Annotated in this window: 18 protein-coding genes; 3 read left to right on the top strand and 15 right to left on the bottom strand. The window is 61.0% G+C overall.

Going from position 1 to position 25358, the window contains the following annotated elements:
• Positions 1–39: 39 nt before the first annotated feature.
• From ACNPM8_RS06775 to ACNPM8_RS06730, 10 genes are all read right to left on the bottom strand, one after another.
• Complete coding sequence (locus tag ACNPM8_RS06775; protein ID WP_448939495.1) at positions 40–4263, bottom strand: DUF4011 domain-containing protein; 4224 nt, start codon at positions 4261–4263, stop codon at positions 40–42.
• A 185-nt stretch (positions 4264–4448) separates the two neighbouring features.
• Positions 4449–6035: a glutamine-hydrolyzing GMP synthase gene (gene guaA, locus ACNPM8_RS06770; protein ID WP_448939494.1), complete on the bottom strand. Its 1587-nt coding sequence runs from the start codon at positions 6033–6035 to the stop codon at positions 4449–4451.
• A gap of 147 nt (positions 6036–6182) precedes the next feature.
• On the bottom strand, positions 6183–6647 hold the full coding sequence (locus tag ACNPM8_RS06765) for a DUF3817 domain-containing protein (protein WP_105657600.1): 465 nt from the start codon (positions 6645–6647) through the stop codon (positions 6183–6185).
• Positions 6648–6697: 50 nt separating this feature from the next.
• Positions 6698–7507, bottom strand: coding sequence for an SURF1 family cytochrome oxidase biogenesis protein (locus tag ACNPM8_RS06760; protein ID WP_448939493.1), 810 nt, complete (start codon positions 7505–7507; stop codon positions 6698–6700).
• Between the two features lie 174 nt (positions 7508–7681).
• Positions 7682–8833 (bottom strand): GuaB3 family IMP dehydrogenase-related protein, encoded by a 1152-nt coding sequence (locus ACNPM8_RS06755; RefSeq protein ID WP_448937656.1) that lies wholly within the window; start codon positions 8831–8833, stop codon positions 7682–7684.
• Between the two features lie 174 nt (positions 8834–9007).
• Complete coding sequence (locus ACNPM8_RS06750) at positions 9008–10324, bottom strand: BtrH N-terminal domain-containing protein (RefSeq protein WP_448939492.1); 1317 nt, start codon at positions 10322–10324, stop codon at positions 9008–9010.
• Positions 10325–10595: 271 nt separating this feature from the next.
• Positions 10596–11528 (bottom strand): 3-keto-5-aminohexanoate cleavage protein, encoded by a 933-nt coding sequence (locus tag ACNPM8_RS06745; protein WP_448939491.1) that lies wholly within the window; start codon positions 11526–11528, stop codon positions 10596–10598.
• Positions 11529–11539: 11 nt separating this feature from the next.
• Positions 11540–12325, bottom strand: a complete 786-nt coding sequence (locus tag ACNPM8_RS06740) for an SDR family oxidoreductase (RefSeq protein ID WP_448939490.1) — start codon at positions 12323–12325, stop codon at positions 11540–11542.
• A gap of 28 nt (positions 12326–12353) precedes the next feature.
• A complete protein-coding gene (locus tag ACNPM8_RS06735) occupies positions 12354–13676 on the bottom strand; it encodes an MFS transporter (protein WP_448939489.1) in 1323 nt (440 codons plus the stop codon).
• Positions 13677–13752: 76 nt separating this feature from the next.
• Complete coding sequence (locus ACNPM8_RS06730; protein ID WP_286134196.1) at positions 13753–14814, bottom strand: LacI family DNA-binding transcriptional regulator; 1062 nt, start codon at positions 14812–14814, stop codon at positions 13753–13755.
• A gap of 277 nt (positions 14815–15091) precedes the next feature.
• Between ACNPM8_RS06730 and ACNPM8_RS06725 the strand changes: the two genes are divergently transcribed.
• Together ACNPM8_RS06725 and ACNPM8_RS06720 are read left to right on the top strand one after the other, a co-directional pair.
• On the top strand, positions 15092–16441 hold the full coding sequence (locus ACNPM8_RS06725; RefSeq protein ID WP_448939488.1) for a short-chain fatty acid transporter: 1350 nt from the start codon (positions 15092–15094) through the stop codon (positions 16439–16441).
• A 24-nt stretch (positions 16442–16465) separates the two neighbouring features.
• Positions 16466–17233 (top strand): SDR family NAD(P)-dependent oxidoreductase, encoded by a 768-nt coding sequence (locus ACNPM8_RS06720; RefSeq protein ID WP_448939487.1) that lies wholly within the window; start codon positions 16466–16468, stop codon positions 17231–17233.
• An 82-nt stretch (positions 17234–17315) separates the two neighbouring features.
• Here the strand turns inward: ACNPM8_RS06720 and guaB are convergent, their stop codons facing one another.
• Both guaB and ACNPM8_RS06710 read right to left on the bottom strand, forming a co-directional pair.
• A complete protein-coding gene (gene guaB, locus ACNPM8_RS06715) occupies positions 17316–18821 on the bottom strand; it encodes an IMP dehydrogenase (protein ID WP_448939486.1) in 1506 nt (501 codons plus the stop codon).
• Positions 18822–18942: 121 nt separating this feature from the next.
• A complete protein-coding gene (locus ACNPM8_RS06710; protein ID WP_448939485.1) occupies positions 18943–21096 on the bottom strand; it encodes an acyltransferase family protein in 2154 nt (717 codons plus the stop codon).
• Positions 21097–21394: 298 nt separating this feature from the next.
• Between ACNPM8_RS06710 and ACNPM8_RS06705 the strand changes: the two genes are divergently transcribed.
• Positions 21395–21997: a TetR/AcrR family transcriptional regulator gene (locus ACNPM8_RS06705; RefSeq protein ID WP_286134197.1), complete on the top strand. Its 603-nt coding sequence runs from the start codon at positions 21395–21397 to the stop codon at positions 21995–21997.
• Positions 21998–22037: 40 nt separating this feature from the next.
• Here the strand turns inward: ACNPM8_RS06705 and ACNPM8_RS06700 are convergent, their stop codons facing one another.
• The 3 genes from ACNPM8_RS06700 to groES form a co-directional block, all read right to left on the bottom strand.
• Positions 22038–23039, bottom strand: coding sequence for an NADP-dependent oxidoreductase (locus tag ACNPM8_RS06700; protein WP_133833648.1), 1002 nt, complete (start codon positions 23037–23039; stop codon positions 22038–22040).
• 207 nt (positions 23040–23246) lie between these two features.
• Positions 23247–24848 (bottom strand): chaperonin GroEL, encoded by a 1602-nt coding sequence (gene groL / locus ACNPM8_RS06695; protein ID WP_105657612.1) that lies wholly within the window; start codon positions 24846–24848, stop codon positions 23247–23249.
• A 33-nt stretch (positions 24849–24881) separates the two neighbouring features.
• Complete coding sequence (gene groES / locus ACNPM8_RS06690; protein ID WP_133833647.1) at positions 24882–25178, bottom strand: co-chaperone GroES; 297 nt, start codon at positions 25176–25178, stop codon at positions 24882–24884.
• Between the last annotated feature and the right edge of the window lie 180 nt (positions 25179–25358).

The following is a 25358-nucleotide window of genomic DNA, read 5'->3' as shown; positions in this document are numbered from 1 at the left end:
GCTGGGGGGGGCCGCGCGTTGGTTCTTGCTCAGAAGTCATTACTTCTTTGGCTCCGGATCCTCGTTCTTGCTGGTAGCCGGGACAGGGGCTGGAGTCAGTGGCTTATCCGCGCTGTCCTTTGCAGGAGCTTGGGCAGCTTCAGCTTTGGCACCGCTTTCAGCAGCTGGCGCTTCCTGCTTGGTCTCGGCCTTTGGTTCCAGTCGTGCCTTGGCCGACTTGAGCAGATTGGACTTTTCCTTCGGCGTTTCCGCCTCGGTGGTGACTTCACGGGCCGACACCGGCCGAGCGGCGGCCACACCGGTACGGGTCGAAGCCTGGGCTGGGGCCGCAGGCTTTTTCAATCCCAGTGCATGGGCCAGGCGATCGGTGACAGCACCCGGATCGGTGAAGACGTCAATGGTCCACAGCGGAACATAGCGCCAGCCGTGCTTCTCGAAGAATTCCGGGCGCAGTCGGCTGCGTTCACGCACGGTCAGTCCGGCATAGTGCTCGGTGCCGTCGTAGACCACAGCCAATGGGCGGATGCCGCTGTGCGCAGAGTCGTAGGCGTGAGCCGACAGGTCCAGCACACCGCGGTAGTCCTCGGAAACGATGGCACCGCTTTCGCGCAGGCGGCGGGCCAGATCGGAGACCAATGGATCGAAGCGCGGATTGCGCATCGAGCTGACTCCGGAATCCCCTGCCTGCACGCGTCCGAACAGTTCGAAGAACTGGCGGGCACCACGGTAGACGCGGTTCAGGTCCACGTCTTCGGGCAACAGGCTGGACACCAAGGTCATGCGGGTCCGCGATCGGGTCATGGCGGCGACGAACAGCTGTTCGCCGCCCTCGCGGGACAGTGCACCGAATTCGTGCAGGGTCTTGCCGTGCGGAGTACGTCCGTAGCCCCAGGCGAAGATGACCGAGTCCCGGCGCAGGCCGATCAGCCGGTCCATGGTGGTCACCACGAATGGTTCGCGCTTGGAGCGCAGGTGCTCCATCGCGTACTTGTGGTTTGGCAGCTGGACACGGATCGCTTCGGCGATGGCCGAGGCATGGCTGCGGTTCGAGGCAATGACTGCCAGCGATTCGCCCCCGTGGTTCTTGAAGTGGGCGAAGACCAGATCCACCACGCGCGCCACTTCTGCTGCGGTGGTCTGCACACCGTCTTCGCTGCTGGACAGCGAGCCGGTGGCATCTGGCACGTATTCGCCGCGCAGCAGCGAGGAGTCGCCGGTGAGGTTCACCGCCATTGGCAGGCGCGAGAGCGCCGAATCGTAGTAGGTGGCGGACAGCTGTTCCACCAGGCCTTCGTCAATGCCGCGGTACACGGTGGACAGCGAACCGGTCACCAGGACCTTGTTCAGGGCTTCCAGCGCGGAACGTTCCACGCTCTGCTCGCGAACTCGTGCGGTCGGGTCTACGGAGACCTCGAAGCGCTTCGGACCGCCCAGCATTTCATCGCCAATGGCAATGACCTGGCCGGAGCGGCGGATCGCATCCAGGACTTCACGCAGGGTGAGGTAGTTGGCTTCCAGCAGGATGACCGCATCGAACTTCGTGTCCTCCGGCAGGGCGCTGCCCAGCAGCAGCGGAGCCGAGACGATGACCGGGGTCAGAGAATTGGCCAGCGGTGCTCCAAGATCCAGCAGCCCGGCAATGCTCGGGGTTCCGCCCTTGAGCATCTCGCGCAGCGCGCGGGAACCGGCTCGGTGGTCAGCCAGCGCTGCCTTCCAGTTGCGAGTCAGCGCCCAGCGGATGCGCTGCGGGCCGGCAGCGATGTGCGCGCCGTCAGCCAGACGGTAGTCAGCCTCGATCTTCTCCAGCTTGGAGCCATCATTCATGGCCAGGAAGTCGTCACCGGAGATCATGGCATCCAGCACGGACTGCCACCAGGCAAGCTCCAATTCGCTGTCTACCTGGTCGGCGTCGATCTCGCGTTCGGCGAAGTCATCAAGCAGGTCGCCCAGCCCGGCTTCGGCCAGCTGCTCGGAGATCAACGTGCGCTCGGGCAGCTCGCCCAGGTCCTCGCGGCGCTCGACCAGCGCTGCAATCACCGAGAGCAGCTCCTTGATGGGCATTTCGCGCAGGCGCGAGCCCAGGGAGGACGGCAGCATTTCGGCCAGCTTGTCGATGCGGGCACCGGCGTCGTGGTAGCCGGCTTCAACATCCAGCAGGCCGCCTGGGACCTGCGGGTTGCGCTGGCTGGTGGCAATGGCTCGCCAGGCATCGCGCTGGACCGCCACCGCCTGCAAAGCGGACTGCAGGTCAGCTATGTGCATGCCCGGGCGGACGTATTCCTTGGCAATCTTGCGCAGCCGGGAACGGACAATGGAGCCCATCTCCACGCCGTGCTCGCGGCGCCATGCGCTGGTTGCAGTAGCGGCGATCAAATCATCGATGTCGCCCTCGAAGATGTCGGCCTCGAACTTGTCCAGCGAACCGCGGACGGCGACCAGCAACTGCAGCTGGTCTCCCCACTTGTCGTAGCTTTCTTCCAGGCGGATCTGCGAACGCTCGGCGATCTGCAGCATGTGCTCATGCAGGATGGGCAGGTCGCGGCCCAGCCCGCTGGCCAGGTTCAAGGCCTTTTCGGTGGCTTCGGTGTTGCGCAGCGGTGCACCATGCCATGGGCTGGTGGTGTGCATCTTGGAGAAGGCGCCAAGCTGCGCTGCGCGCTTGAGCTGCGCGGCAACATGTCCGCGCTGGCCCATGGAGTCCAGCACCGAACGCTTCAGGCGCACGGTGGTGGATGGCGCTGGTTCCAGTGCGGAGAGACGTGCCAGCTCCTGCATCGCCTGGTATGGCGAGCAACCCCAACGGCTGCGCACCGAGTGCAGCGACTTCACGTGCTCGTGCAGTGCGTGGCGGGATTCGCGCAGGCGCTTGAACATGGAGCCCAGCTGCGGCTCGGCAGCGCGTTCGTTGCGCAGAATCGCCTTGGTCATCATCGCGCGCAGCGCTTCTGGATCCTCATTGGGTTCCAGCAGCATGCTGCCTGCATCCAGGTGCTCGTTGAAGCGGGTCACGAATTCTTCAGCGGCAGAACGCTGTTCCGCAACCACCAGTACGCGCTTGCCCTGGGCGGCCAGCAGCGCGGCTGCGTTCAGCGCGGTCTGGGTAGCACCGGTACCGGCAGCGGCATTAATGGCCACCGATTCACCGGCAGCGATGTAGTCAAGCATCTTGGACTGGGACTCATCCGCGTCCAGCAAGAACAGTTCATCTTCAGGATCACGGTCATCAGAAGACTTGGCAATGGTGGTGGTGCCGGTGTGGACCTTGCGGGCAGAAGATTCTTCGGAAGCAAGGCTCTGCTTACGCGAGCGCGCGGTTTCCTTGAGAATGTTCTTCACGCGGCTCAGGCGGGAGCCGGCTGCTTCATGGCCCTTGGCATCGGCGGCCTGCGCTTCAGGCTGCTCTTCGTCCTGCTTCTTTTCAGCGGCAGACTCGTCCTTGGCTTCTTCAGGCTTTGAGCCCTCGGTTTTGGAAGCGCCCGGCTTGGAAGCGACCAGGTTGGCCAGCGCTTCGGAGGTCTTGCTGCTTTGGCTGTTCCCAGCCTGCTTTTCCGCGGAGTCGTGACGAATTAGCGCCTCGATGACCGGGTGGGACCCGTTGAGCTTGGCCGGGTCAGCTGGGTCCATCAGCTCGGAGAAGGTGGAGAGCAGCAGGCGGTGGCCTACCACTACGCCGGGAACCTCGGACATCTGGTGGCGCAGGGCATCCATTCCGCGGACCGGGTCGAAACGGGCGATGGAGTACGCTTCGGCGTCCACCGCGGCGACATCGACCTTGGCGTTGTGGTCGGCTTCGAATTGGCGCACGAAGGCCGGGGATACGGTGGCGCGGCCGACCAGCTGCAGGTCGTAGTCGTCAGCATCAACGTGCTTGGTCAGGGTGATGCGGCCGAGCATGATGGGAGCCGAGACAGGCTCGCTCTTGCCATCGTGGACCGCACGCCAGTTGGCGACACCGGCGGCCAGGTAGCCGACGTCGATGCCGCGTTCTTCCCACAGTTCATTGATCTTGGCCGAGAGCGCACGGGCAGTGCGGCGCGCGGTAGCGTACTGGTCCGCATCGTGCAGCAGCGTGGACAGGCGGGTACGCCGTCCGGCAAGGAACTGGGCCAATCCCGATGGATTGGCATGGGTTATGTCGATGCTATTGGAGGTCGACGGAGCAAATCGCAGGGTGGTATCCGCCCCGGCACTCTGTCCCAGGGATTTCACCCAGGCAGCTACACGCTCGGCGGCAGCATTCTGTCCACTAGTCACGACAGTCATTCCCTTCACTGAACCGACCACATTCGGGCGCACCACAGGTGCAGATACGCCTCTTTCTAACGTAGTGCACGCACCGTGCAGAACCGGTGCGCGAAACACGTTTTAACTGCGGGAAGCGGAACCGGCGTACCGGATCCGCTTCCCATTCACCCGCCAAAGCGCAGTGAATTAGCAGTCTTGGGGATTTACTCCCACTCGATGGTTCCAGGTGGCTTGGACGTAACGTCCAGCACCACGCGGTTCACCCCATCTACCTCGTTGGTGATGCGGTTGGAGATCTTCGAGAGCAGATCGTATGGCAGGTGCGACCAGTCGGCGGTCATGGCATCCTCGGAGGAAACCGGACGCAGCACGATTGGGTGGCCGTAGGTGCGGTGATCGCCCTGTACGCCTACCGAGCGTACGTCAGCGAGCAGCACTACTGGCATCTGCCAAACTTCGTCATCCAGTCCTGCAGCAGTCAGCTCGGCGCGAGCGATCGCGTCAGCCTTGCGCAGGATGGACAGGCGCTCTTCGTTGACGGCACCGATGATGCGGATACCCAGGCCTGGGCCAGGGAATGGCTGGCGGCCAACGATTTCCTCTGGCAAGCCGAGCTCGCGGCCCACTGCACGGACCTCGTCCTTGAACAGGGTGCGCAGTGGTTCAACCAGCTCGAAGTCCAGGTCCTCTGGCAAGCCGCCCACGTTGTGGTGGCTCTTGATGTTCGAGGTGCCTTCGCCACCGCCGGATTCGACGATGTCCGGGTACAAGGTGCCCTGGACCAGGAACTTCACTGGTTCGCCCTCGGAAGCGGCCTCGGCGATGATCGTCGCTTCTGCTGCTTCGAAGGCGCGAATGAATTCGCGGCCAATGATCTTGCGCTTGGTCTCCGGGTCGGTGACACCGTCCAAAGCAGTCAGGAAGCGCTCGCGCTCGTCGGCAATGTACAGCTTGGCGCCGGTGGAAGCTACGAAGTCCTTCTCAACCTGCTCGGCTTCGCCTTCGCGCAGCAGGCCGTGGTTGACGAACACGCAGGTGAGCTGGTCGCCAATGGCGCGCTGCACCAGGGCAGCTGCAACAGCGGAGTCCACTCCGCCGGACAGGCCGCAGATGGCCTTGCCGGTGCCGACCTGGGCACGGATGCGCTCGATCTGCTCGTCAGCGATGTTGTCAGCGGTCCAGTCGCCCTTCAGGCCAGCACCGTTGTACAGGAAGTTCTCCAGGACATCCTGGCCGAACTCGCAGTGCTTCACCTCTGGGTGCCACTGCACGCCGTACAGGCGCTTTGCTTCATTTGCGAAAGCGGCAACCGGAGCACCAGCGGTGGTGGCCAACACTTCGAAGCCTTCTGGGGCCTTGGAGACGGAGTCGCCGTGGCTCATCCAGACGGTAGGGGCCTGAGCGGCGCCTGCCAGGATGGAGCGGGCATCGCCCTCAAAGTTGGTTGCGGTGCGGCCGTACTCGCGCAGGCCGGTTTCGGCCACGGTACCGCCCAAGGCGTTAGCCATGGCCTGGAAGCCGTAGCAGATGCCCAAGACCGGCACGCCGGCTTCAAACAGGTCAGCCCCGACGGAAGGGGCGCCATCGGCGTAAACGCTGGAAGGACCACCGGAGAGGATGATCGCTGCAGGGTTCTTGGCCAGGATGGCTTCGGTGGACAGGGTGTGCGGAACGATCTCCGAGTACACACGGGCCTCACGTACGCGGCGAGCGATAAGCTGCGCGTATTGGGCCCCGTAGTCGACGACCAGAACCGGCTTATGTTCTGGATTGAGGGGAGCAGTAGTCACCGTTACAGTCTACGCGGTTCACTGCGCGCGAAACAGCCAAGGTGATGTCATCAGCGTCACCTAGTCGTTTTTTGGCAAAAAGCAAAGGGCAGATCTGTTCATTTTCGATGAACGGATCTGCCCTTTGGCAATGAATGCAGCCACGTGTCAGTAGCGCTTGGCGGCCTTTGGATGCGCGGCCAGCTCGCGGTCTACTTCTGCGTGCACCTTGGCTTCGGTCCAGAAAGAAAGGAACGGAACGACGCCGCCGAGCGCGATCGTAATGAAGCGCATGAATGGCCAGCGCATCAAGGTCCACAGGCGGAAGTCGGCAAAGAGGTACACCACGTATAGCCAGCCGTGGGCGATCAGGATGCCCAGCGAGAGGTTCAGTCCTCCGGCCACCTCGGCGCGGTTGTACATGCCGACGGCGTTGGAGGTGCCATCGACCAGGGTGCCACCCACGAAGAGTTCCAGGGACCAGAAGTACTTGAAAATCATTTCCAGCACGAGCAGCAGCAGCATCACGCCGGTGATGTAGGCGAAGACCTTGTAGAAGGTTGCGGCTGCACGGATCTGCTTAGGGGTGCCGCCGAATTTCCGGGGCTTCGGTGCCGGGGTGGTGCTGGACATCGTTGGTGATTCCTTCCGATTTCGGTAAGAAGTGCGGTGTGCGTGAATTGCTATTCGTTGCTGTTTTCAGCTTGGGTGGTGTTGCCGCCCGTGATATGTGTTTCGGCAGCGCGCTCAGCAATCTCGTCAAGATCCCGCTGGTAATCATCGCGCACCATGCGGTACCAGAGGAAGATGGCGAACCCTGCGAAGAGGACCCATTCCAGGCCGTAGAAAACGTTCAGCCAGTTGATCTGCGCTTCCTGGGGCTGCGGACCGACGTCGACGACGTCCAGGCCCGGCTGCTCGACGGTTTCGCCCTTGGCCGTGGTGATTTCGTGGGCCGTGACGAATCCTTCAAAGAGGACCGAATCCCAGATGTTCGCCAGCTGTGCCGAGGCGAGAGTTGGCAGTGTTGAGCTGCGCAGGTCCTCGCGGAATTCCGGGCCTTCGCTAGGCAGCAGGCGCCCGGTGATCTCCAGTTCACCTTCAGGTGCCGGAGCTGGCTTGGTTGCTTCAGGCTGCCAGCCGCGTACCACCGCAATACCGGCGTCCTGGGCCGCGCCCTCGCCCTTGAATTGGGTGATGACCCAGACACCGCGCTGATCGCCATTCAGCCGAGGCGCAATCAGCTGATCGGTGCCGGGGACGAATTCGCCCTCCATGGTGACGATCTGGTCTGCCTTGATGCCCAGCAGTTCCTTGCCGACTTCCTGATGCTCGATCAGCGCGACCGGCTTCTCGGTCTTGTCGATCTTGACCGGCGGCTCGGTTTCGGAGGCGCCGAACTGCCATCCGGACAAGAGAACGAATCCGGTGGCGAGAGCTAGCGCGGCAAAGAGGGCGCCGATCCATTTGGGCTTCAGAGCGGTTTTAAGCACACTCTAACGGTACTTCTATTTGGCGTAGAACTCGAAATGCGATGGCGTGAGATTAGCCCTGTTGCCTTATTTTCCGCTGGTGGAACCAACTTGCTTATTCATTCGTTGAGACCAAGCGCTTAAACGACACTGGCCCCGCCCTTCGAAAGAAGAGCAGGGCCAGATCAGGATCAGCTAGAAGCGATCGGATTCGTACGGGGACAGCACGACGTCGACGCGCTGGAATTCCTTGAGGGTCGAGTAGCCGGTGGTGGCCATCGAGCGGCGCAGTGCGCCAACCAGGTTCGAGGTGCCGTTGGTCTCGTGCGATGGGCCGTGCAGGACCTTCTCCAGCGAGCCGACGGTTCCGACCTTGGCGCGGTCGCCACGTGGGCTGGCCTCGTGAACTGCTTCCATGCCCCAGTGGTAGCCGGCGCCTGGTGCTTCATCGGCACGGGCCAGTGCGGTACCGAGCATCACTGCGTCGGCGCCCATGGCGATGGCCTTGACGATGTCGCCGGAGTTCCCCATGCCGCCATCGGCGATGACGTGGACATAGCGTCCGCCGGACTCTTCGATGTAGTCGCGGCGTGCGGCTGCAACGTCGGCGATGGCAGTAGCCATCGGCGCGTGGATACCCAGAGTGCGGCGGGTGGTGGAGGACGCGCCGCCACCGAAGCCAACGAGCACGCCGGCTGCACCGGTGCGCATCAGGTGCATGGCCGGGGTGTATCCTGCTGCGCCGCCCACGATCACTGGGACATCGAGTTCGTAGATGAACTGCTTGAGGTTCAGCGGTTCGGTGGTCTTCGAGACGTGCTCTGCCGAAACTGTGGTGCCGCGGATGACGAAGATGTCCACGCCGGCAGCGACAACGGTCTTGTAGTGCTCCTGGGTGCGCTGCGGGGTCAACGAGCCTGCAACGACAACGCCGGAGTCGCGGATCTCGGAGATGCGCGAGGTGATCAGCTCAGGCTGGATGGGAGCCGAGTACAGTTCCTGCAGCTTTGCGGTGATCTTCGGGTCGTTGCGGGTTGCCGCCTCGGACTCCAGGCCGGCAATTTCAGCCAGCACTGCTTCCGGGTCCTCGTAGCGGGTCCACAGGCCTTCGAGGTTCAGCACGCCCAGGCCGCCGAGCTTGCCCAAGGCGATTGCAGTAGACGGGGAGGTCACCGAATCCATTGGTGCGCCCAGGATAGGGGTGTCGAACTGGAAGGCGTCGATCTGCCAGGACACCGATACGTCCTTCGGATCACGGGTACGGCGATTCGGTACGATCGCTACGTCGTCCAGGGAATATGCCTTAGTTGCCCGCTTGCCGCGGCCGATCTCAATCTCGTTACTCACCTAACTAGGTTATCAAGATTCCCGGATAATCCCGCTTTTGATAGCGCATTGGCTTTAGGCGATGTTTCTGCGCTGGCTCTGGCGCATGGGGCCGCAAGTGGCACACCGGGACAACAATGCCCTGCCGGCCGGTGAGTAAGATCACCGGATGGCAGGGCCTATGTTGAGCCAGGTTTACTTGGCTGTCTTGGATGCAAGCTTCTTGGCGGTCACGGCCAAGGAGGTGGCGGCTTGCTCTTCAGAATCGGCAATGCGCTCAATCGCGTCAGCCAATACGGCGAAGTGCTCAGCACGCTTGGCGAACTCGGTCTCTGGATCAATCAGGTCCGCGAACTCATCCCACTGGGTGGAGAGCTGCTGGTAAGCATCTACGTGAGCTGCCAGCGCCGCCAGGCCTGGAAGTTCCGCCGCTTCCGAAAGGAACTCCGCGTACAGGCCGCGCAACGCGCCCTCGCCGCTGAAACGCGTGTCGGAGAAGAAACCTGCGAGCTGGTCCAAGCCGTTGGCCAGCGCTTGCTGGCTTGCGAAGATCTGGGACCAACCGGTCTTGGACTCGTTATCGCGCAGTCGCGTAGCCAAGGTGCGCATGCCGGTAATGCCGAAGTTCTTGGCAAAGTGCACTGGAACCCCGGAAAGCTCGCTGGTGCCCAGCAGGCGAGCGGTGGTTTCCCCAATCGCCTCGACAGCATTGGCGGCCAGGGTCTCGGCCTTCGGCGAGCGCGAGGACGGGATCCATGCCTGCCAGTGCTTTTCCTTCTTGCGCATCGCACGGGCGATGGCCAGTTCCTTGGGGCTAATAAGGTTCAGCGCACCTGAACCGTCATCTACCATCAGGTCTTTCTTGTGCTCGCCAACGACGACGAGATCCAGGGTCTCGGCCTCATCAACCGTGTTGCCGTCAATCCATGGCAGCGCGCTGATTGCCACGCGAACCACCACGGTGCGGCCTGCGTCCAGGGCAGCGTCCATGTATTCGACAGCGCGTTCGGCTGAGCCGGTGGTACGTTCGGTCACCGTAGCACCGCAACGAGCCAGCAGGTTCTGTGTATAGGGTTCCGGGTTGTGGCGGGTCACCAAGGTTACTGCAGTCTCTTCGCCGCCTTCATGGGTAAAAACCATGAAGCCGATACCGCCGGCAAGGCCAGCGAGCAATGCCTGGCTCAGCGGTTCGCCGGTGTGCTTGTTGGTGACGCCAGCTTGGACTAGGACTCGGTGCCAGAGCGCAGCATCGTACTGGATGACATCTTTTGGCGCTGGGTACTCAGGCAGTTCGTCAGCTGGCGAAGCAGCCGGAGCGTTCTTGCCTTTCTGCTCCTGCGCCTTGGCCTTTTCGCGTGCTTCCTTGGCGTAGTCGCGTGCGGCGGCAGCGCGAGCGGCCCGAGGGCTTTCAGGCTTGCCGGCCAAGATGTTCTTGCGCGCGGTGGTGTAGCTCTCCCCCGTGCGTTCCATACGCTGTCGGGTTTGCTTCTTCAGGTTGGCTGGCTGGCCCATGTACTGATTGTCCTTCCGTCACCGGCGCATTGGCGCGAGGTTTCCCGCACGCGCAGGGAAGCGCCGCCATCGAACAAGTCTACGTGTCCGCGGCGAGCGAGTCCCGCGATGTTCTAGTGGGATTGGATACGCCACGGCGCGCGCCAATGCGCGGCGTCAAACTGGGACTAGGACAAAACAAGGCTCCATCTATGCCTGCATGGGGCAGGACAGATGGAGCCTCGAGTCTGTTTGATTTTGTGCTGCTATTCAGGCCGAAGGCATTTGGCGCCTAGAAACCGACTTTGTCGCGCCCCTTGAGCTCCAGCATCTCCCGGGCTTCCTCGGGAGTCGCGACCTCGAAATCCAGTGCTTCCAGTATGGTCCGGATACGGGTCACTTGCTCGGCATTGGAAGCGGCGAGCTGCCCCGGTCCGATCCACAAGGAATCTTCCAGCCCAACACGTACATGCGATCCCATGGCCGCTCCAATGGTAGCTAACGGCATCTGGTTCTTGCCTGCACCGAGGATGGACCATTCGTAGTTCTCTCCCAGCAGGCGGTCAGCCGTGCGGCGCATATGCATCAAGTCTTCCGGATGCGCCCCGATGCCGCCGAGCAGACCGAAAACCGACTGCACGAAAAGCGGGCCACGGGCCAGGCCGCGCTGGTGGAAGTGACTCAGGTTATTTAGGTGGGAAATGTCGTAGCATTCGAATTCGAACCGGGTGTCATTGGCGTTACCGATTTCCAGGATCCTCTGGATATCGGCAAAGGTGTTCTTGAAGACCAGATCCCGTGAATTTTCCAGGCCTTCTCGTTCCCAATCGTGTTCGAACTCCGTGAACCGGTCCAGCATGGGATACAGTCCGAAGTTCATTGATCCCATATTGAGCGAAGCGAGTTCAGGTTCGAAGGTTGCCACCGGAAGCATGCGTTCTTCGACGGTCATATGCGGGGAGCCACCGGTGGTGATGTTGACGATGGCGTCGGTGCCGTTCTTGAGCTTCTCCAAGATCGGTTCGAAATGCTTGGGATCCTGAGATGGGCGGCCGTCCTTGGGATCACGCGCGTGCATGTGGACTATGGCCGCGCCAGCCTTGGCGGCGCCAAGCGCAGCTTCGGCAATCTCATCGGCGCTCACCGGCAGGTGCGGCGACATGCTGGGGGTATGGATAGCGCCGGTGACAGCGCTGGTAATGATGACTTTTCGCTTGTTTTTCACAATACGCCTTCCTAGTACAGTTTCTCGGTGTTGCCATCGACTGCCATGGCCTGGCCGTTGATCCGAAGTGCCATCGGGCTGGCCAGGAACACCGCCATATTGGCGATGTCCTCGGCCTCGACCAGCTTGTTGAGCGATGACTGCGCGTGGTACAGATCGGAGACTTCGTCCACCGGACGCTGGAGCATTCGCGCCTTCGCCTCGATGACGGATTGGATGCGCGGGCCATTGACTGCCCCCGGGCAGATGGCATTGACCCTGATTCCTTCACCGCCGAGCTCGATGGCAAGCGTCTTGGTCAGCCCGATCACTGCCCATTTCGATGCCGAGTACGGACTGCGACCTGCCATGCCCAGACGGCCAGCGGCCGAGGACAAGTTGATGATGGATCCGCGGGTGGACTGGCGCAGCAACGGGAGCAAGTGCTTGATGCAGAAGAATTGTCCGTGGACATTAATATCGAAAGTCGTCATCCAATCTTCGGATTCAAGAGTCTCGATAGGCCCGGTAGGACCGGCGATTCCGGCATTGTTCACCAGGACGTCCAGTCCCCCTAGAGACTGCTGGATCTGATCGGGCAATCCACGTACCTGATCTTCATCCGACACGTCGCTCACGGAGGCGGCAAAACCCGCCGACGCGGCGGCACGCACTGCTTCAGGATTGATATCCGTAACGAAGACTTGTGCGCCATGGTTCCTGAACTCTTGAGCGATCGCCAGGCCGATGCCCGCAGCTCCAGCCGTGACGAGAACCCGGAGTCCGTCAAAGTCCATTTTCATGTTATGGGTATCCATTAGAGTTCGTTGCTCCTTAGTTAGATGCCTAGTGGCCGGACACAGCGGCTTTAGCGGGATCCTCGGTGCCTTGCTTGAGCTTGAGAGTGAGCAGTGCGCCAACGGCGCAGATCGCGACAATGAACCAGAGGCCCGACATCTTGCTTCCAGTAGCTTCTTCCATCAGCCCCATGATGTAGGGACCAAGGAATCCGCCGAACAGCCCGACGGTGTTCACGAAAGCAATGCCGCCAGCCAGAGTCGCACCGGAAAGGCGGGTTGCCGGGTAGGTGAACAGGATCGGCTGCAACGCGAAGAAGTTGAACGCGGCTAGCGAGAAGCCGATCAGTCCGAGCACCGGTCCGCCAAGCGCACCGAGGGTGAACCCGGCAACGATGCCGGTCATGGTTGCGCTGGCAACGATCCGCGATCGCGAGCCATTGGTGGCAAGCTTGGGGATCAGCAAGGCGCCTGCGGCAGAGAAGACCCACGGTATCGAGGTGAGCAAGCCGATCTGGATGGTGGATAGCTCTCCGTATGTACCGATGATCGAAGGCAAGAAGAAGCTCAATGCGTAGACTGCGATCTGGTGGGAGAAGTAGATCGCAACGACCAACAGGATCTGCTTGTCCTTGAGAACATGGAGCAGCTTGGAATTTCCAGCAGCCTGCGCGCCGGCGATTTCCTCAGCCGCGATTCGCGCTTCCAAGTCCTCGGCCTCGGCCTGGGTGAGGAATTTAGCTTCGGTGGGCTTGTTGGGCAGGAGTTTCCAAACTGCGATAGCCAAGAAGCACGCTGGCAACCCCTCGATGATGAACATCCACTGCCATCCGTGCAACCCGCCAACGCCGTCCATAGTCAACAGCAGGCCGCTCAGCGGCGCCCCGATGACGTTCGCCAGGGCTACGCCGAGCAAGAAGAGTCCGTTGGCCCGGGCGCGGTCTTTGACGACAAACCACTGGGTGATGAAGTAGATGACTCCCGGGAATAGGCCCGCCTCAGCGATGCCCAGCAGCATGCGCAGGATATAGAAGGACCACTCCCCCAGGACCAGTGCCATGCAGGCAGACAGGATTCCCCAAGTGATCATGATCCTCATGATCCAGAACCGTGCGCCGACCTTGTGCATGATCAGGTTTGAGGGAATCTCCGAAAGCGCGTAGGTCAAGAAGAACAGCCCGGCACCCACGCCGTACGCTGTAGCCGAGATACCCAGATCGATTTCCAACCGGTCTTTGGCCATGCCGATATTCGTGCGATCAATGAAAGCCATGACATAGGCTGCGATCAGCAGCGGCATGATGCGCCGGAAAATCAGCTTGTTGAGCATTTCCGGTGAGCGCATCCGACGTGTCGCGTTGGTAGTTTGCACGGTCAGTTCCTTCCGCATGCAGGCATGACGAGTAGAGGGCACCAGGCCCTTGGCTTTGAGAATGTCTAGTGGTGAGCTAGAGGGCAGGCATTCGCCCTGTAGCAGGGCACCCGCAAGTCCTACCGATATGGAGGCTGTGCTCGCAGATCGTGTGCTTGTAGGTGTTCCGCGGCTCGACGATCTGTTCCAGGAGTAGCTCGAAGGACCTTTCCGCCATGTCTTTCACCGGCTGGACAATTGTTGTCAGCCCGATGATTTTCGAGCGGCTGTGCCTGAGTCCGTCACAGCCGACGATCGCGACATCCTGTGGAATGCGCAGGCCCAGCGACAGCGCATGCTCCATGACACCAATGGCAATTTCATCCGATCCGCAGACCACAGCCCGTGGCGGATGCGCCGAGCTGAACAATCTTTTGGCGGCCAGCTGCCCGCCTTCCGAACTGAGCTTGGTACTGATCAGGCGTTCTCCCGCAACCCGGACACCCCTTTGTTGGGCAACCCGGACAAAAGCCTGTTCGCGCAACAAAGACGCAGTAGAGGAACGCGGCCCGATGACAGTGGCCACCTCCGAATAGCCGTGATCCAGAACGTGGGACATGAGTTCCCCCGCAGCCGCGTCGTCATCGATCCCGACGAAATCACCAGGCAGATGCTCGGAATTGCGCGACAGGCAGACATAGGGAATTCGTTTCTGGCGAAAGGTCCTCAGAGAACGCGAATCTTCCTTGATTGCAGCGGCGATAATGACGCCATCAACATTCCGGGCAGCCAGGGTACGAGCAACTTGATCCAGCGCCTCGGGGTCGTCCCCCGTTGTTGCGACAAAGACATCGAACCCGGCCGCGGCGGTGGCATTGATGATGTGCTGTGCCCAGATCGTATACATCTGGTTCACGATGTTCGGCAGCACTAGGCCGACCACGCGGGTCAGAAGCGGGTCCTGCTGCTGCCCATGGTTGGCGGGACGGTAGCCAAGTTCGTTCGCCACCTTCAGCACATGGCGCCGGGTCTCAGGCGAGGCACCGGGTCGACCGTTCATGATGTAGCTGACCGTTGCAGAAGAGACCCCTGCAGCTCGGGCAACAGCAGCAGCAGAGACACGCGCTGGTCGAAGCGATAAATGCGACTGGGTGGTCAACGCGCACCTCCATTGGTGAAATCGGATAAGAACCTGCGAATGCTTGTGATCACCATTACATGGCATGGAAATACGTTAAGCAACATTAAGCTTCAAAAGCTAAATCTTCTGAATCACCTTATTCATGCACCTGAAGCACCCGGTGCAACCGGAGATAGGACGCCTAGCCACTTACGATTGCTTAATGCCGAACCGCACTAGTAGCGTCCTCGAAAGGATGTGACGGCAGTCATATTCCTCTCCAGCAAATTGATCGGCCTACTCTTGGAGGTGCACGATGCTCACAACCGCAATGAAGCCTGTGACTCGTCTTGTCGAACGATGGATGCCCTCAGCAATGGTATTCGCCGTCCTGCTGACGTTGATCGTGATGCTCATGGCCTTGACGATGACCGACTCGTCTCCGGTCGCCGTGGTGAATGCTTGGGGCGAAGGATTGACAGGGCTACTGGCCTTCATCACGCAGATGTGCCTGGCCCTGCTCTTCGGGCATGCACTGGCCCATACCCGCCAGGTCCAGGGGGTGCTGTCGAAAGTATCAAGCATTCCAAAGAACGCGGTGCAGGCCTACGCCTGGGTCACCCTGCTGACCTGCTTGGTGTCCTGGGCCCAGTGGAGCCTGGGACTAATCGTCGGAGCGATTCTGGCCAAGGGTATCGCCACCAGCTGCCGCGAACGCGGCATCAAAGTCCACTTCCCTTTGTTGGTCGCTGCCGCCTACACCGGCTTTATTCCCTACCATATGGGATATTCAGGGGCAGCCCCGCTGACTTCGGCCACTCCTGGCAGCTTCATCGAGGAATTCCTGGGTGCTCCGGTCCCGGTTACGGAAACGGTCTTCAGCTGGTGGAATATGACTGGCCTGCTCATCATGATTCCCGCGCTGGTCATCGGCATGGTGATGTCCCGGCCTAAGACCGACGAGGAGATCCTGGAGATCCCGCTCAGCAACCCGGATTCCCAGACGGAGGCCCGTCAAGCTGGGAAACCGGAAAGCCCGGCAGATTGGATTGAATCCAAGCGCTACGTCACGACCGGACTGGGACTACTGCTCAGCGTCTTCATCGTCGGGCACTTCATGCGCCTGGGCTTCGTTTTGACCTTCGACATCGTGAACTGGTCGATGCTCGCGATCATCCTCCTGCTGGTTGATTCCCCTGTGGCGCTGGCCGGGCTGATCAAGAACGCGTCGTCAGTCACCGGCGAAGTGCTGCTGCAGTACCCTCTGTATGCCGGCATCCTGGGGATCGTGACCACGACGGGGCTGATCACCGTGCTCAGCGACGCGTTCATCTCGATGTCCAACGCGAACTCATTGCCGATTGTCGCCTTCTTCGCCGCCGGCTTGGTAAACGTCTTCGTACCTAGTGGAGGGGGCCAATTCGCCATTCAGGGACCGATTTTCATCGAGGCGGCCAATGCCTTGGGCACGGATCCCGCCCTGATCATCATGGCCATCGGCTACGGCGACTCTTGGACCAACATGATCCAGCCGTTCTTCGCATTGCCAATCCTGGCGATTGCGGGGCTCGGAGTGAGATCGATCTTGAAATACACCTTTGTTTCATTGGTCATCAGCGGTGCGGTATTCCTCTTCATCTTGCTGTTGCCCACCTTTATTTTCTAACTAGCACGCAAACAAGGAATTCCCATGAGTCTTGAACAGTTTTCACTGGCCAACCGTCACGTTTTGGTGACCGGAGCTGGCCGCGGCATCGGGCAGGCTATGGCACTGGCAGCCGTCAAAGCCGGCGCACGGGTCAGCGCAGTGTCCCGCACGGAGTCCCAGCTGGAGCAAACACGGCAGCTTGCCGGACTCGATGGGCAACGCCTGCACACCTATACCTGGGATGTAGCGCAAACCGGCAAAGCCCATGAACTTGTAGACCTTGCCGAAGGCAACGGTCCGGTTGATTCCGTGATCCATGCTGCGGGCGTGCAGCTGCGCAAGCAGGCCATCGATTTGGATCCTGAGGAATGGCGATGGGTACAGAAGGTCAATGCCGAAGCCCCTCTGTTCCTCAGCACCGAGATCGCGCGGCGGGAGATCTCCCGCGGCAGCGCGATCGGAAGCCACATCTTCCTCTGCTCGTTGGCAAGCACCATTGGGCTGACCAATGTGGCTCCATACGTCATGTCCAAGTCAGCCGTACTCGGAGCTGTCCGCGCGCTGTCCCGGGAATGGTCGCAACGAGGCATCCGCGTTAACGGCATTGCTCCCGGATACGTCCAGACGCAGCTCACTTCAGATCTCCTGGCCAATTCGGCAGACAGGGAACGAATCCTCTCTCGGATTCCGATGAACAGGCTGGGGCACACTGATGACTTTGCCGGACCGGCGGTTTTCTTGCTTTCCGAAGCATCCCGGTACATCACTGGACAGATGCTCAACGTCGATGGTGGCTGGCTGGCCTCCTGAATCAGCTAGCAGAGATGCGGAAAAACCCCATCGCCTCTGGCAATGCGCCAGTGGTGATGGGGTTTTCCGCATCAGATGAGCCTTAGCGCGAACGGTAGTTCGGTGCCTCAACGGTCATCATGATGTCGTGCGGGTGCGATTCCTTCAGGCCTGCTGCGGTAATGCGGACGAACTTGCCGCGTGCCTTCAGCTCGGGAACGGTGCGTCCGCCAACGTAGAACATGGTCTGGCGCAGGCCGCCCACGAGCTGGTGGGTGACAGCCGACAGCGGGCCGCGGTAAGGAACCTGGCCTTCGATGCCTTCAGGGATCAGCTTCTCGTTCGATGGCGCGTCAGCCTGGAAGTAGCGGTCCTTGGAGTACGAGGTGTTCTTGCCACGGGTTTCCATTGCGCCCAGCGAGCCCATGCCGCGGTAGGCCTTGAACTGCTTGCCGCCCATGAAGACCAGATCGCCTGGGGACTCAGCGGTACCTGCCAGCAGGGAGCCGAGCATGACCGAGTCGGCGCCGGCCCCCAGGGCCTTGCCGATATCGCCCGAGTGCTGCAGGCCGCCGTCAGCGATCAATGGAACGCCAGCTGGAATAGCTGCCTTGGCTGCTTCGTAGATAGCGGTAACTTGGGGAACGCCCACGCCGGCAACGATGCGGGTGGTGCAGATGGAGCCCGGGCCAACGCCGACCTTGATGGCGTCAGCGCCAGCATCGATCAGTGCCTTGGCACCGTCATAGGTGGCTGCCTGGCCGCCGATGATATCCACGTGCGCAGCCGCTGGATCCTTCTTCAGGCGTGCAATCATCTCCAGCACGCCCTGCGAGTGGCCATTGGCGGTGTCGACAACCAGTGCGTCAACTCCGGCGTCGATCAGGGTCATTGCACGCTCGTAGCCTTCGCCGAAGAATCCAACAGCAGCTGCAACACGCAGACGGCCTTCGTCGTCCTTGGTCGCCAGCGGGTACTGCTCGGCCTTGTCGAAGTCCTTGACGGTGATCAAGCCGGTGAGCTTGCCGTCGTTATCGATGAGTGGAAGCTTCTCGATGCGGTTCTTGGACAGGAGCTCGATTACCTTCTCTGGAGCTACACCGTCATGAGCGGTCACCAGCGGCATGCCGGTCATCACTTCGTAGACCTTGGTGGTCATGTAGCGTTCGCGAGGAACAAAGCGGGTGTCGCGGTTGGTGATGATGCCCAACAGCTTGCGGTTCTCATCTACCACTGGCAGACCGGAGACGCGGTACTGAGCGCACAGCTCATCCCATTCAGCCAAGGTGGCACCCGGGTGCACAGTGACTGGGTCGGTGATCATGCCCGACTCGCTGCGCTTAACCTGGTCAACCTGCTTGGCCTGGGACTCAATGGAAAGGTTGCGGTGGATCACGCCGATACCGCCCTGGCGTGCCAGCGCGATTGCCATGGGTGCTTCGGTCACCGTGTCCATTGCAGCGGAGCTGATGGGCACCTGGATGTTGATGCGCTTGGTGAAGCGGGTGGTGGTGTCCGCCTCCGAAGGAATCACATCCGTCGGGCCAGGCAACAGCAGAACGTCGTCGTAGGTGAGTCCTTCAAAGGCAAAGGGGTTGAACTCAGTCACGGGGGAACCTTTCGGGGCGACAGCGGAGGTTGATTAAATGGTAGAGCTCTTTTGGCGTTCCGGTTATTCCTTCGTGGCGCACTGTGTTCAACCTCATGCCCCATCCCGCATCAGGGGTGACTTATTCCCAGTTTGTTGCTTCCTTGAAAGAAGAAGCGAACTGGCGCTTGGCACTGAGCACGAAGGTCTTGGACAGGTGCGAATCATCCAGGTACGTCAAGACGTTGCCAATGACAGCTTTGCAGACCCCCTCGGGGCAGAGCAACCCCGTCATGTCCAGGGAAACAACCTGGTCGCCATAATCATTGGAATCCAGGAATTGCTCCACTGGATTCACGCTGTTCAATGCGTAGCCGGCCGAACCATCGCAGTTGGCAGGAAGTCCCTTGTTCGAATCCACGCATTCCGGAATGGAGTAGGTATAGCGCGGGGTATCGCGCATCGCGATGACCCGGCTTCCGGCATCGAGCAGCGGCTGGATCATCTCGGCGTAGTTGTCCACCAGGATCTCCTGCTCCCCCGGGCTGCGAAGCATGTCATCAGGGTCCGCTACGGTCTTGCTGGCCGTGGTCAGCACCATCTGCGGAGCCAGGTCCGCTACATATTCCTGCGCCGCGTCCTGGAAGCCGGAGCAGGCTTCTTCCACGCGGTCCGCATCGGAGCCGTAGCGGCAACCCGGTTCGTACACCAGGATCCAGCTGCCGCCAGCTTCCTCGATCATTGCCGAAGCCGCCGCGGACCAGTGCTGCATGTGCGAATCGCCCAGCAGTACCAGGTCCGGCGCTCCCCCGTCGAAAGTGCCGCCCTGCTCGCAGAAGTGGATGCGCTCGTCATCTGGAGCGTTCGCCCCTTCGCAGACGTCGCCGGGAGTCTGCCATTCGCTATCCAGTTCGGTCGCCAGCGGCAGGGTCAAAGCCGCAGGTGACGGATCCCAGTCATCTTCGGCGTTGGCCCCGGGGTTGTCGGTGGCGGTCTGCGCCGCGGCCATGGCCCTGCGGTGCTCGACGTTGTTCTCCCAGGCCATCACCGGAAGGCTGGCTACGCCAAGCCCCACAGCGACCACGGCAAACTGGGCAATGAGCTTGAACCCGGTTTGCGGAATCAGGCGCGAGAAGCTGGCACTGGCTTGCCAGGCGATGGCCGGTTTCTCGACGAACTTGGTGGTGGCCCATGAAGCGAGGATCGAGGCAAGAATCAAGACACTGCCGGCAGCGAAGGAGGCCTTCTCGTTCCCGGAGACCTCAAGGTAGAAGACCAGCAACGGCCAGTGCCACAGGTACATGCCGTAGGACAGGTCGCCCAGCTTTACCAGCGGGGGCAAGGAAAGCAGGCCCGACGGGTTGGCCCAGCTGCGCGGTGCCGGAGCCGAGATCACCAAGGCGGCGGCGACCGTGGGCACCAAAGCCATGAAGCCCGGGAACTGCCCCTGCACATCCAGTACGGCGCCACTGCCTATGACGGTGGCCAGGCCGGCCCAGCCTCCGATGCGGCGGATCTTCTCGGGCAGGCTGGAGAGCCACGGCAATGCCAAGGCGAGCAGCGAACCGAGGGCGAATTCCCATAGGCGCGCGCCCGTGTGGAAGTAGGCCACCTGCTGGTTGGTGGCGGTGATGTGAATGGAATACGCGAGCGAGCCGAGGAAGATGGCTCCGAAGGCGCCGCCTGCTACGGCGGCGAAGCTGTGCCGGGAGAAGAACTTCTTCCAGAACAGTGCGCTGCCGGCAAGAACCAGCGGCCAGATGATGAAGATCTGTCCCTGGACAGACAGGGACCAGAAGTGCTGCAGCGGCGAGGCGGCGGCTGTGTTGAAGGCGTAGTAGTCCACCTGGTGATCCGAGAGGTACCAGTTCTGCCAGTAGAACAGCGCGGCATTGGACTGGTCGATCAGCTCCAGCCAGCGCGTACTAGGCAGGATGATCCATGCCGCGATGACCACGCCAATGATGACTACCGCCGCTTGCGGTATCAGGCGCGAGAATCGATGCAGCCAGCCGTCGAGCAGAGGCGGGCGCTGCCCGCGGGCGCTGCGCCGTGCGGTGGAAGAAGTGAGGAAGAAGGCGGAGAGCATCAAGAAGATGTCCACACCGCCGGAGACCCGGGAGAACCAGATGTGATAGCACATCACCAGCAGGACTGCGAGGGCGCGAAGTCCCTGCAAATCAACTCGGAAACCGGCACGCTGGGTGCTTGTCCGAGACTGATCCAAGGTATGGCTCACTGGCTGCGCTTTCTTCGGGGACAGGTAATTGTCCTCGGCGTTTTCTACTTGATTCACGTCAGACAACCAACCATCTTATCAATTCGCCATGGCCACACCGTGCGAGTTGACGCTGCTGCCGCTGTAAAGCAGCGTATATAGATTGACCGTATTGGCCTGACCTGCTCAGGATTAGCTGTCGAAATTCGAGAACTGGCGCAAAGTTCCACGGCGGTTTGCCGCCCAGCCATCGTCGGCACGGCGGCAAATTGTTGCTTGGCCAGGTGAGCGAAGTCAATCCGCGCATTCTGAAACAACAGCTTTCTTGATTAGACTCATGAATAACTCTGATCAGTTCTAGCCGAGGGGCTCCCGGGTGACGTCTTCAACTCCTATGCCAGGACGACGCGAACGCAACAAGCAGGCGAAGCTTGAACGGATCATCTCCGCGGCCAGCGAACTCTTCGCGGCACACGGTGTCGATGAGGTCACCACGCAGCAGATCGCCGACGCGGCGGATATCGGAACCGGAACCCTTTTCCTCTACGCCAAGTCCAAATCCGAGCTGCTGCTCATGGTGCAGAACCACCGCTACGAACGCTCCTTGGAGCAAGGCATCGAGGCCTCTAAATCAGCAAAGACCGCGCTGGAGGCAACCATGGCCCTTTTGGTACCGATCATCGACTGCAATCGGAAGCATGTCGACAACGGGCGCTTTTATCTGCGCGAAATGGTTTTTGGCGATTCGGCGGAACCGCATCATGCCGAAGCCCTGCGCATAGCGGCGTTGACCGAACAGGCGATTGCCGAGCTCCTGGGCACGCATAGGAATCTGGAGGCGCCGGAGGCAGCCACGATTGCGCGGGCCATCACTTCCATCCAGTTCCTGGCGATGGCTACTGCTGCGGACCCGGCACTGGCCACAGCTGAAGTCGCCCGGGGCATCCGCGCTCAGATTGCTGCAATCCTCCCCCACTGACGAGCAAAGCGCGCCCACCGCCCAGGCGAACGCGCTCGCTTTACTTCTGCTGCATGGTGATGACGGTCTTGCCGCGCCGGCCACCAGCCTCCATCGATTCAAGGGCCTCTGCAGTTTGCGCAAAACCGAAGACCTGGCCCACCACGGGCGTCAGGACCCCGGAGTCCACCAGTTCGGCAATGCCTCGCAGCTGCTGGCCGCTGGGCTTCATGAAGAGGAACTCGTACCCGACACCCAGCTTCTTGGCCTTCTTGAGAACTGACCGGCTTAGCGCGCGGACCGCCAAGCCCATCACCGGATTCAGCCCTGCTTCCTTGGCGAATGCCGGAGTCGGCGGACCCGAGATGCCGATGACCTTCCCTCCAGGGCGCAGAACTCCCAGCGACTTGGCAAGCGTTTCGCCGCCCAGGCTGTCAAGCACCAGGTCATAGCCCGAGATACTTACCTGGAAATCCTCGGTCTTGTAGTCGATGACTTCATCGGCTCCGAGATCCTGCAAGAATTCGGCGTTCGTCGCCGACGCTGTTGTCGCGACGTAAGCGCCCAGGTGCTTGGCCAGCTGGATGGCGATGGTTCCGACGCCGCCAGCGCCAGCGTGGATGAGTACTCGCTGCCCCGGCTGCAGATTTCCCCGCTCAACTAGTGCCTGCCACGCAGTCAGTGCAACCAGGGGCAGCGAGGCCGCTTGCACCAGGTCGATGGAGACAGGTGCCTTCGCAATATCCATTTCATTCACGGCCATGCGCTGGGCGAAAGCTCCGATCCGATGATCTCGAGGGCGGGCAAAAATCTGGTCCCCTACCGTAAAGCCGCGGACTCCTGAGCCGAGCCCGATCACGGTCCCGGCGACGTCGTGGCCGAGAACCAGCGGCATCTTGTATGGCAGGATTGCCTTGAATTCGCCTGCGCGGATCTTCTCGTCAAGCTGGTTGACGCCAGCGGCCGCAATCTCGATGAGTACCTCCCGCTCCCCCAACTCAGGTTCAGCGACCTCGGCCTGCACCAGGGCACCCTTGTAGTTTTCGAGAACGAACGCGTGCATGGAAGATCTCCTGTACGGATATGAAATGGGCATCAATCTTTGACTGAGTTCAATTATGAGCGCACTCATTTATCGTGTCAATGAGCTGGGTCACCCCGGGTGGATCGTTTTCTGAGAACAAAAAGCCGCCGCTGGATCTAGGAGATAAATCCTGGATCCAACGGCGGCTTTCGCTCACGAAGCAATGCTTCGGTGACGGGCTAAACCCTAGTGGCCGTGCGCCTCTTCAGCTTCTTCAGCCTTCTCTGCCACCAAGGTCTCGGTGGTCAGAACCAAGGCCGCGATCGATGCTGCGTTGCGCAGTGCCGAGCGGGTTACCTTGACTGGGTCGATGACGCCTGCGTGCAGCAGGTTCTCGTAGACACCGGTCTTGGCGTTGAAGCCTTCGTTGGCTGGGGACTCCGCCACCTTGGAAGCAACTACCGCACCGTCGAAGCCGGCGTTGGTAGCGATCCAGAAGAGCGGCTGCACCAGCGCGCGGCGGACAATCGCAACGCCTGCTGCTACGTCGCCTTCGGTGGCTGCGATGCGGGCATCGGTATCCAGCGAAGCCAGTGCGTCAACCAGGGCGGTACCGCCGCCGGCAACGATGCCCTCTTCCAGGGCAGCACGGGTGGAGGACACAGCATCCTCGATGCGGTGCTTGCGTTCCTTCAGCTCGACCTCGGTGGAAGCGCCCACCTTGATCACGCCGATGCCGCCGGACAGCTTGGCCAGGCGCTCGGACAGCTTCTCGCGGTCCCACTCCGAATCGGTGCGGTTCAGCTCAGCCTTCAGCTGGGCTACGCGCTCTGCGACATCTTCCTCGGTGCCAGCGCCATCAACGATGGTGGTGGAATCCTTGGTGATGGTCACGCGGCGTGCCGAGCCGAGTACCTCGGTGCCAACCTGGTCCAGGGACAGGCCCAGTTCCGGGGAGACAACCTGGGCACCGGTGAGGATAGCCAGATCCTGCATCATTGCCTTGCGGCGGTCGCCGAAGCCTGGAGCCTTGACGGCTACCACGTTCAGCAGGCCGCGCAGCTTGTTGACCACCAGGGTGGAAAGGGCTTCGCCCTCGACATCCTCGGCGATGATCAGCAGCGGCTTCTTCGCTTCCAGGACCTTTTCCAGCAGTGGCAGGAATTCTGCCACGGTGGAGATCTTGGCTGGGTTGATCAGGATCAGTGCGTCTTCCAGGACAACTTCCTGGCGCTCCTGGTCGGTGATGAACTGTGGCGAGAGGTAGCCCTTGTCGAACTGCATGCCTTCGGTCAGGACCAGCTCGGTAGCGGTAGTCGAGGACTCCTCGATGGTGATCACGCCATCGGTGCCCACGGTCTTGAAGGCCTTGGCCAGCAATTCGCCGATTTCATCCGACTGCGCGGAGATCGCGGCTACGTTAGCAACCTTGTCCTCTACGGCAACGGCGTTAGCGGCCAATGCGTCCGAGACGATCTCCACAGCCAGTTCAATGCCCTTGCGGACATCGCCCGGAGCGGCGCCTGCGGCGACGTTCTTCAGGCCTTCCTTGACCAGGGCCTGAGCGAGCACGGTGGCGGTGGTGGTGCCGTCGCCTGCTACGTCATTGGTCTTGGTGGCTACTTCCTTGGCCAGCTGCGCGCCAAGGTTCTCGTATGGATCTTCCAGATCGATCTCACGCGCAATGGTGACACCGTCATTGGTGATGGTCGGGGCGCCCCAGGTCTTGGCAAGCACCACATTGCGGCCGAGTGGGCCGAGGGTGACCTTCACCGTGTTTGCGAGCTTATCAATGCCCGCTTCGAGGGCGCGTCGCGCTTCCTCGTTGAATGCTAGCTGCTTAGCCATGCATTTTCTCCTGAAACTTTAGAGAGGTTGGCGTTACTTTACGACGACTGCCAGTACGTCGCGAGCCGAGAGCACCAGGTACTCTTCGTTGCCGACCTTGACCTCGGTTCCGCCGTACTTCGAGTACAGGACTACGTCGCCTTCTGCAACGTCCAGGGGAATGCGGTTGCCGTTGTCATCGATGCGGCCTGGGCCTACGGCGACTACGGCGCCTTCCTGTGGCTTTTCCTTAGCGGAGTCTGGGATGACCAGGCCCGAAGCGGTGGTGGTTACGGCTTCGACCTGCTTGATGACAATGCGGTCTTCGAGCGGCTTGATGGAGACAGACATGGTCTCTCCTTTTCGTGTATGAACCAATGGTTGTAGGGGTGCGCCCTATGGCATTGGACCAACCGTCGTCGCGGTGCCAGTTGGTGGTATCCAGTCAGGCGGTGTGTAACGCTGCAAGCTGCAGATGCGACTTCCATCGTGACACCCACACATGACTTTAGGACGAGCTTTAGCACTCGG

The organism is Glutamicibacter sp. AGC46, from assembly GCF_053543715.1.
Note: the sequence above shows the minus strand (reverse complement) of the source record. Positions and strands in the feature narration are given on the sequence as shown.

Bases quoted from the DNA above. Each gene is read 5' to 3' on its own strand.
- ACNPM8_RS06720 (WP_448939487.1), top strand. From the start codon at position 16,466: ATGAGTCTTGAACAGTTTTCACTGGCCAACCGTCACGTTTTGGTGACC.
- ACNPM8_RS06775 (WP_448939495.1), bottom strand. From the start codon at position 4,263: ATGACTGTCGTGACTAGTGGACAGAATGCTGCCGCCGAGCGTGTAGCT.
- ACNPM8_RS06700 (WP_133833648.1), bottom strand. From the start codon at position 23,039: ATGCACGCGTTCGTTCTCGAAAACTACAAGGGTGCCCTGGTGCAGGCC.
- ACNPM8_RS06765 (WP_105657600.1), bottom strand. From the start codon at position 6,647: ATGTCCAGCACCACCCCGGCACCGAAGCCCCGGAAATTCGGCGGCACC.
- ACNPM8_RS06725 (WP_448939488.1), top strand. From the start codon at position 15,092: ATGCTCACAACCGCAATGAAGCCTGTGACTCGTCTTGTCGAACGATGG.
- ACNPM8_RS06740 (WP_448939490.1), bottom strand. From the start codon at position 12,325: ATGGATACCCATAACATGAAAATGGACTTTGACGGACTCCGGGTTCTC.
- groES (WP_133833647.1), bottom strand. From the start codon at position 25,178: ATGTCTGTCTCCATCAAGCCGCTCGAAGACCGCATTGTCATCAAGCAG.
- ACNPM8_RS06750 (WP_448939492.1), bottom strand. From the start codon at position 10,324: ATGGGCCAGCCAGCCAACCTGAAGAAGCAAACCCGACAGCGTATGGAA.
- groL (WP_105657612.1), bottom strand. From the start codon at position 24,848: ATGGCTAAGCAGCTAGCATTCAACGAGGAAGCGCGACGCGCCCTCGAA.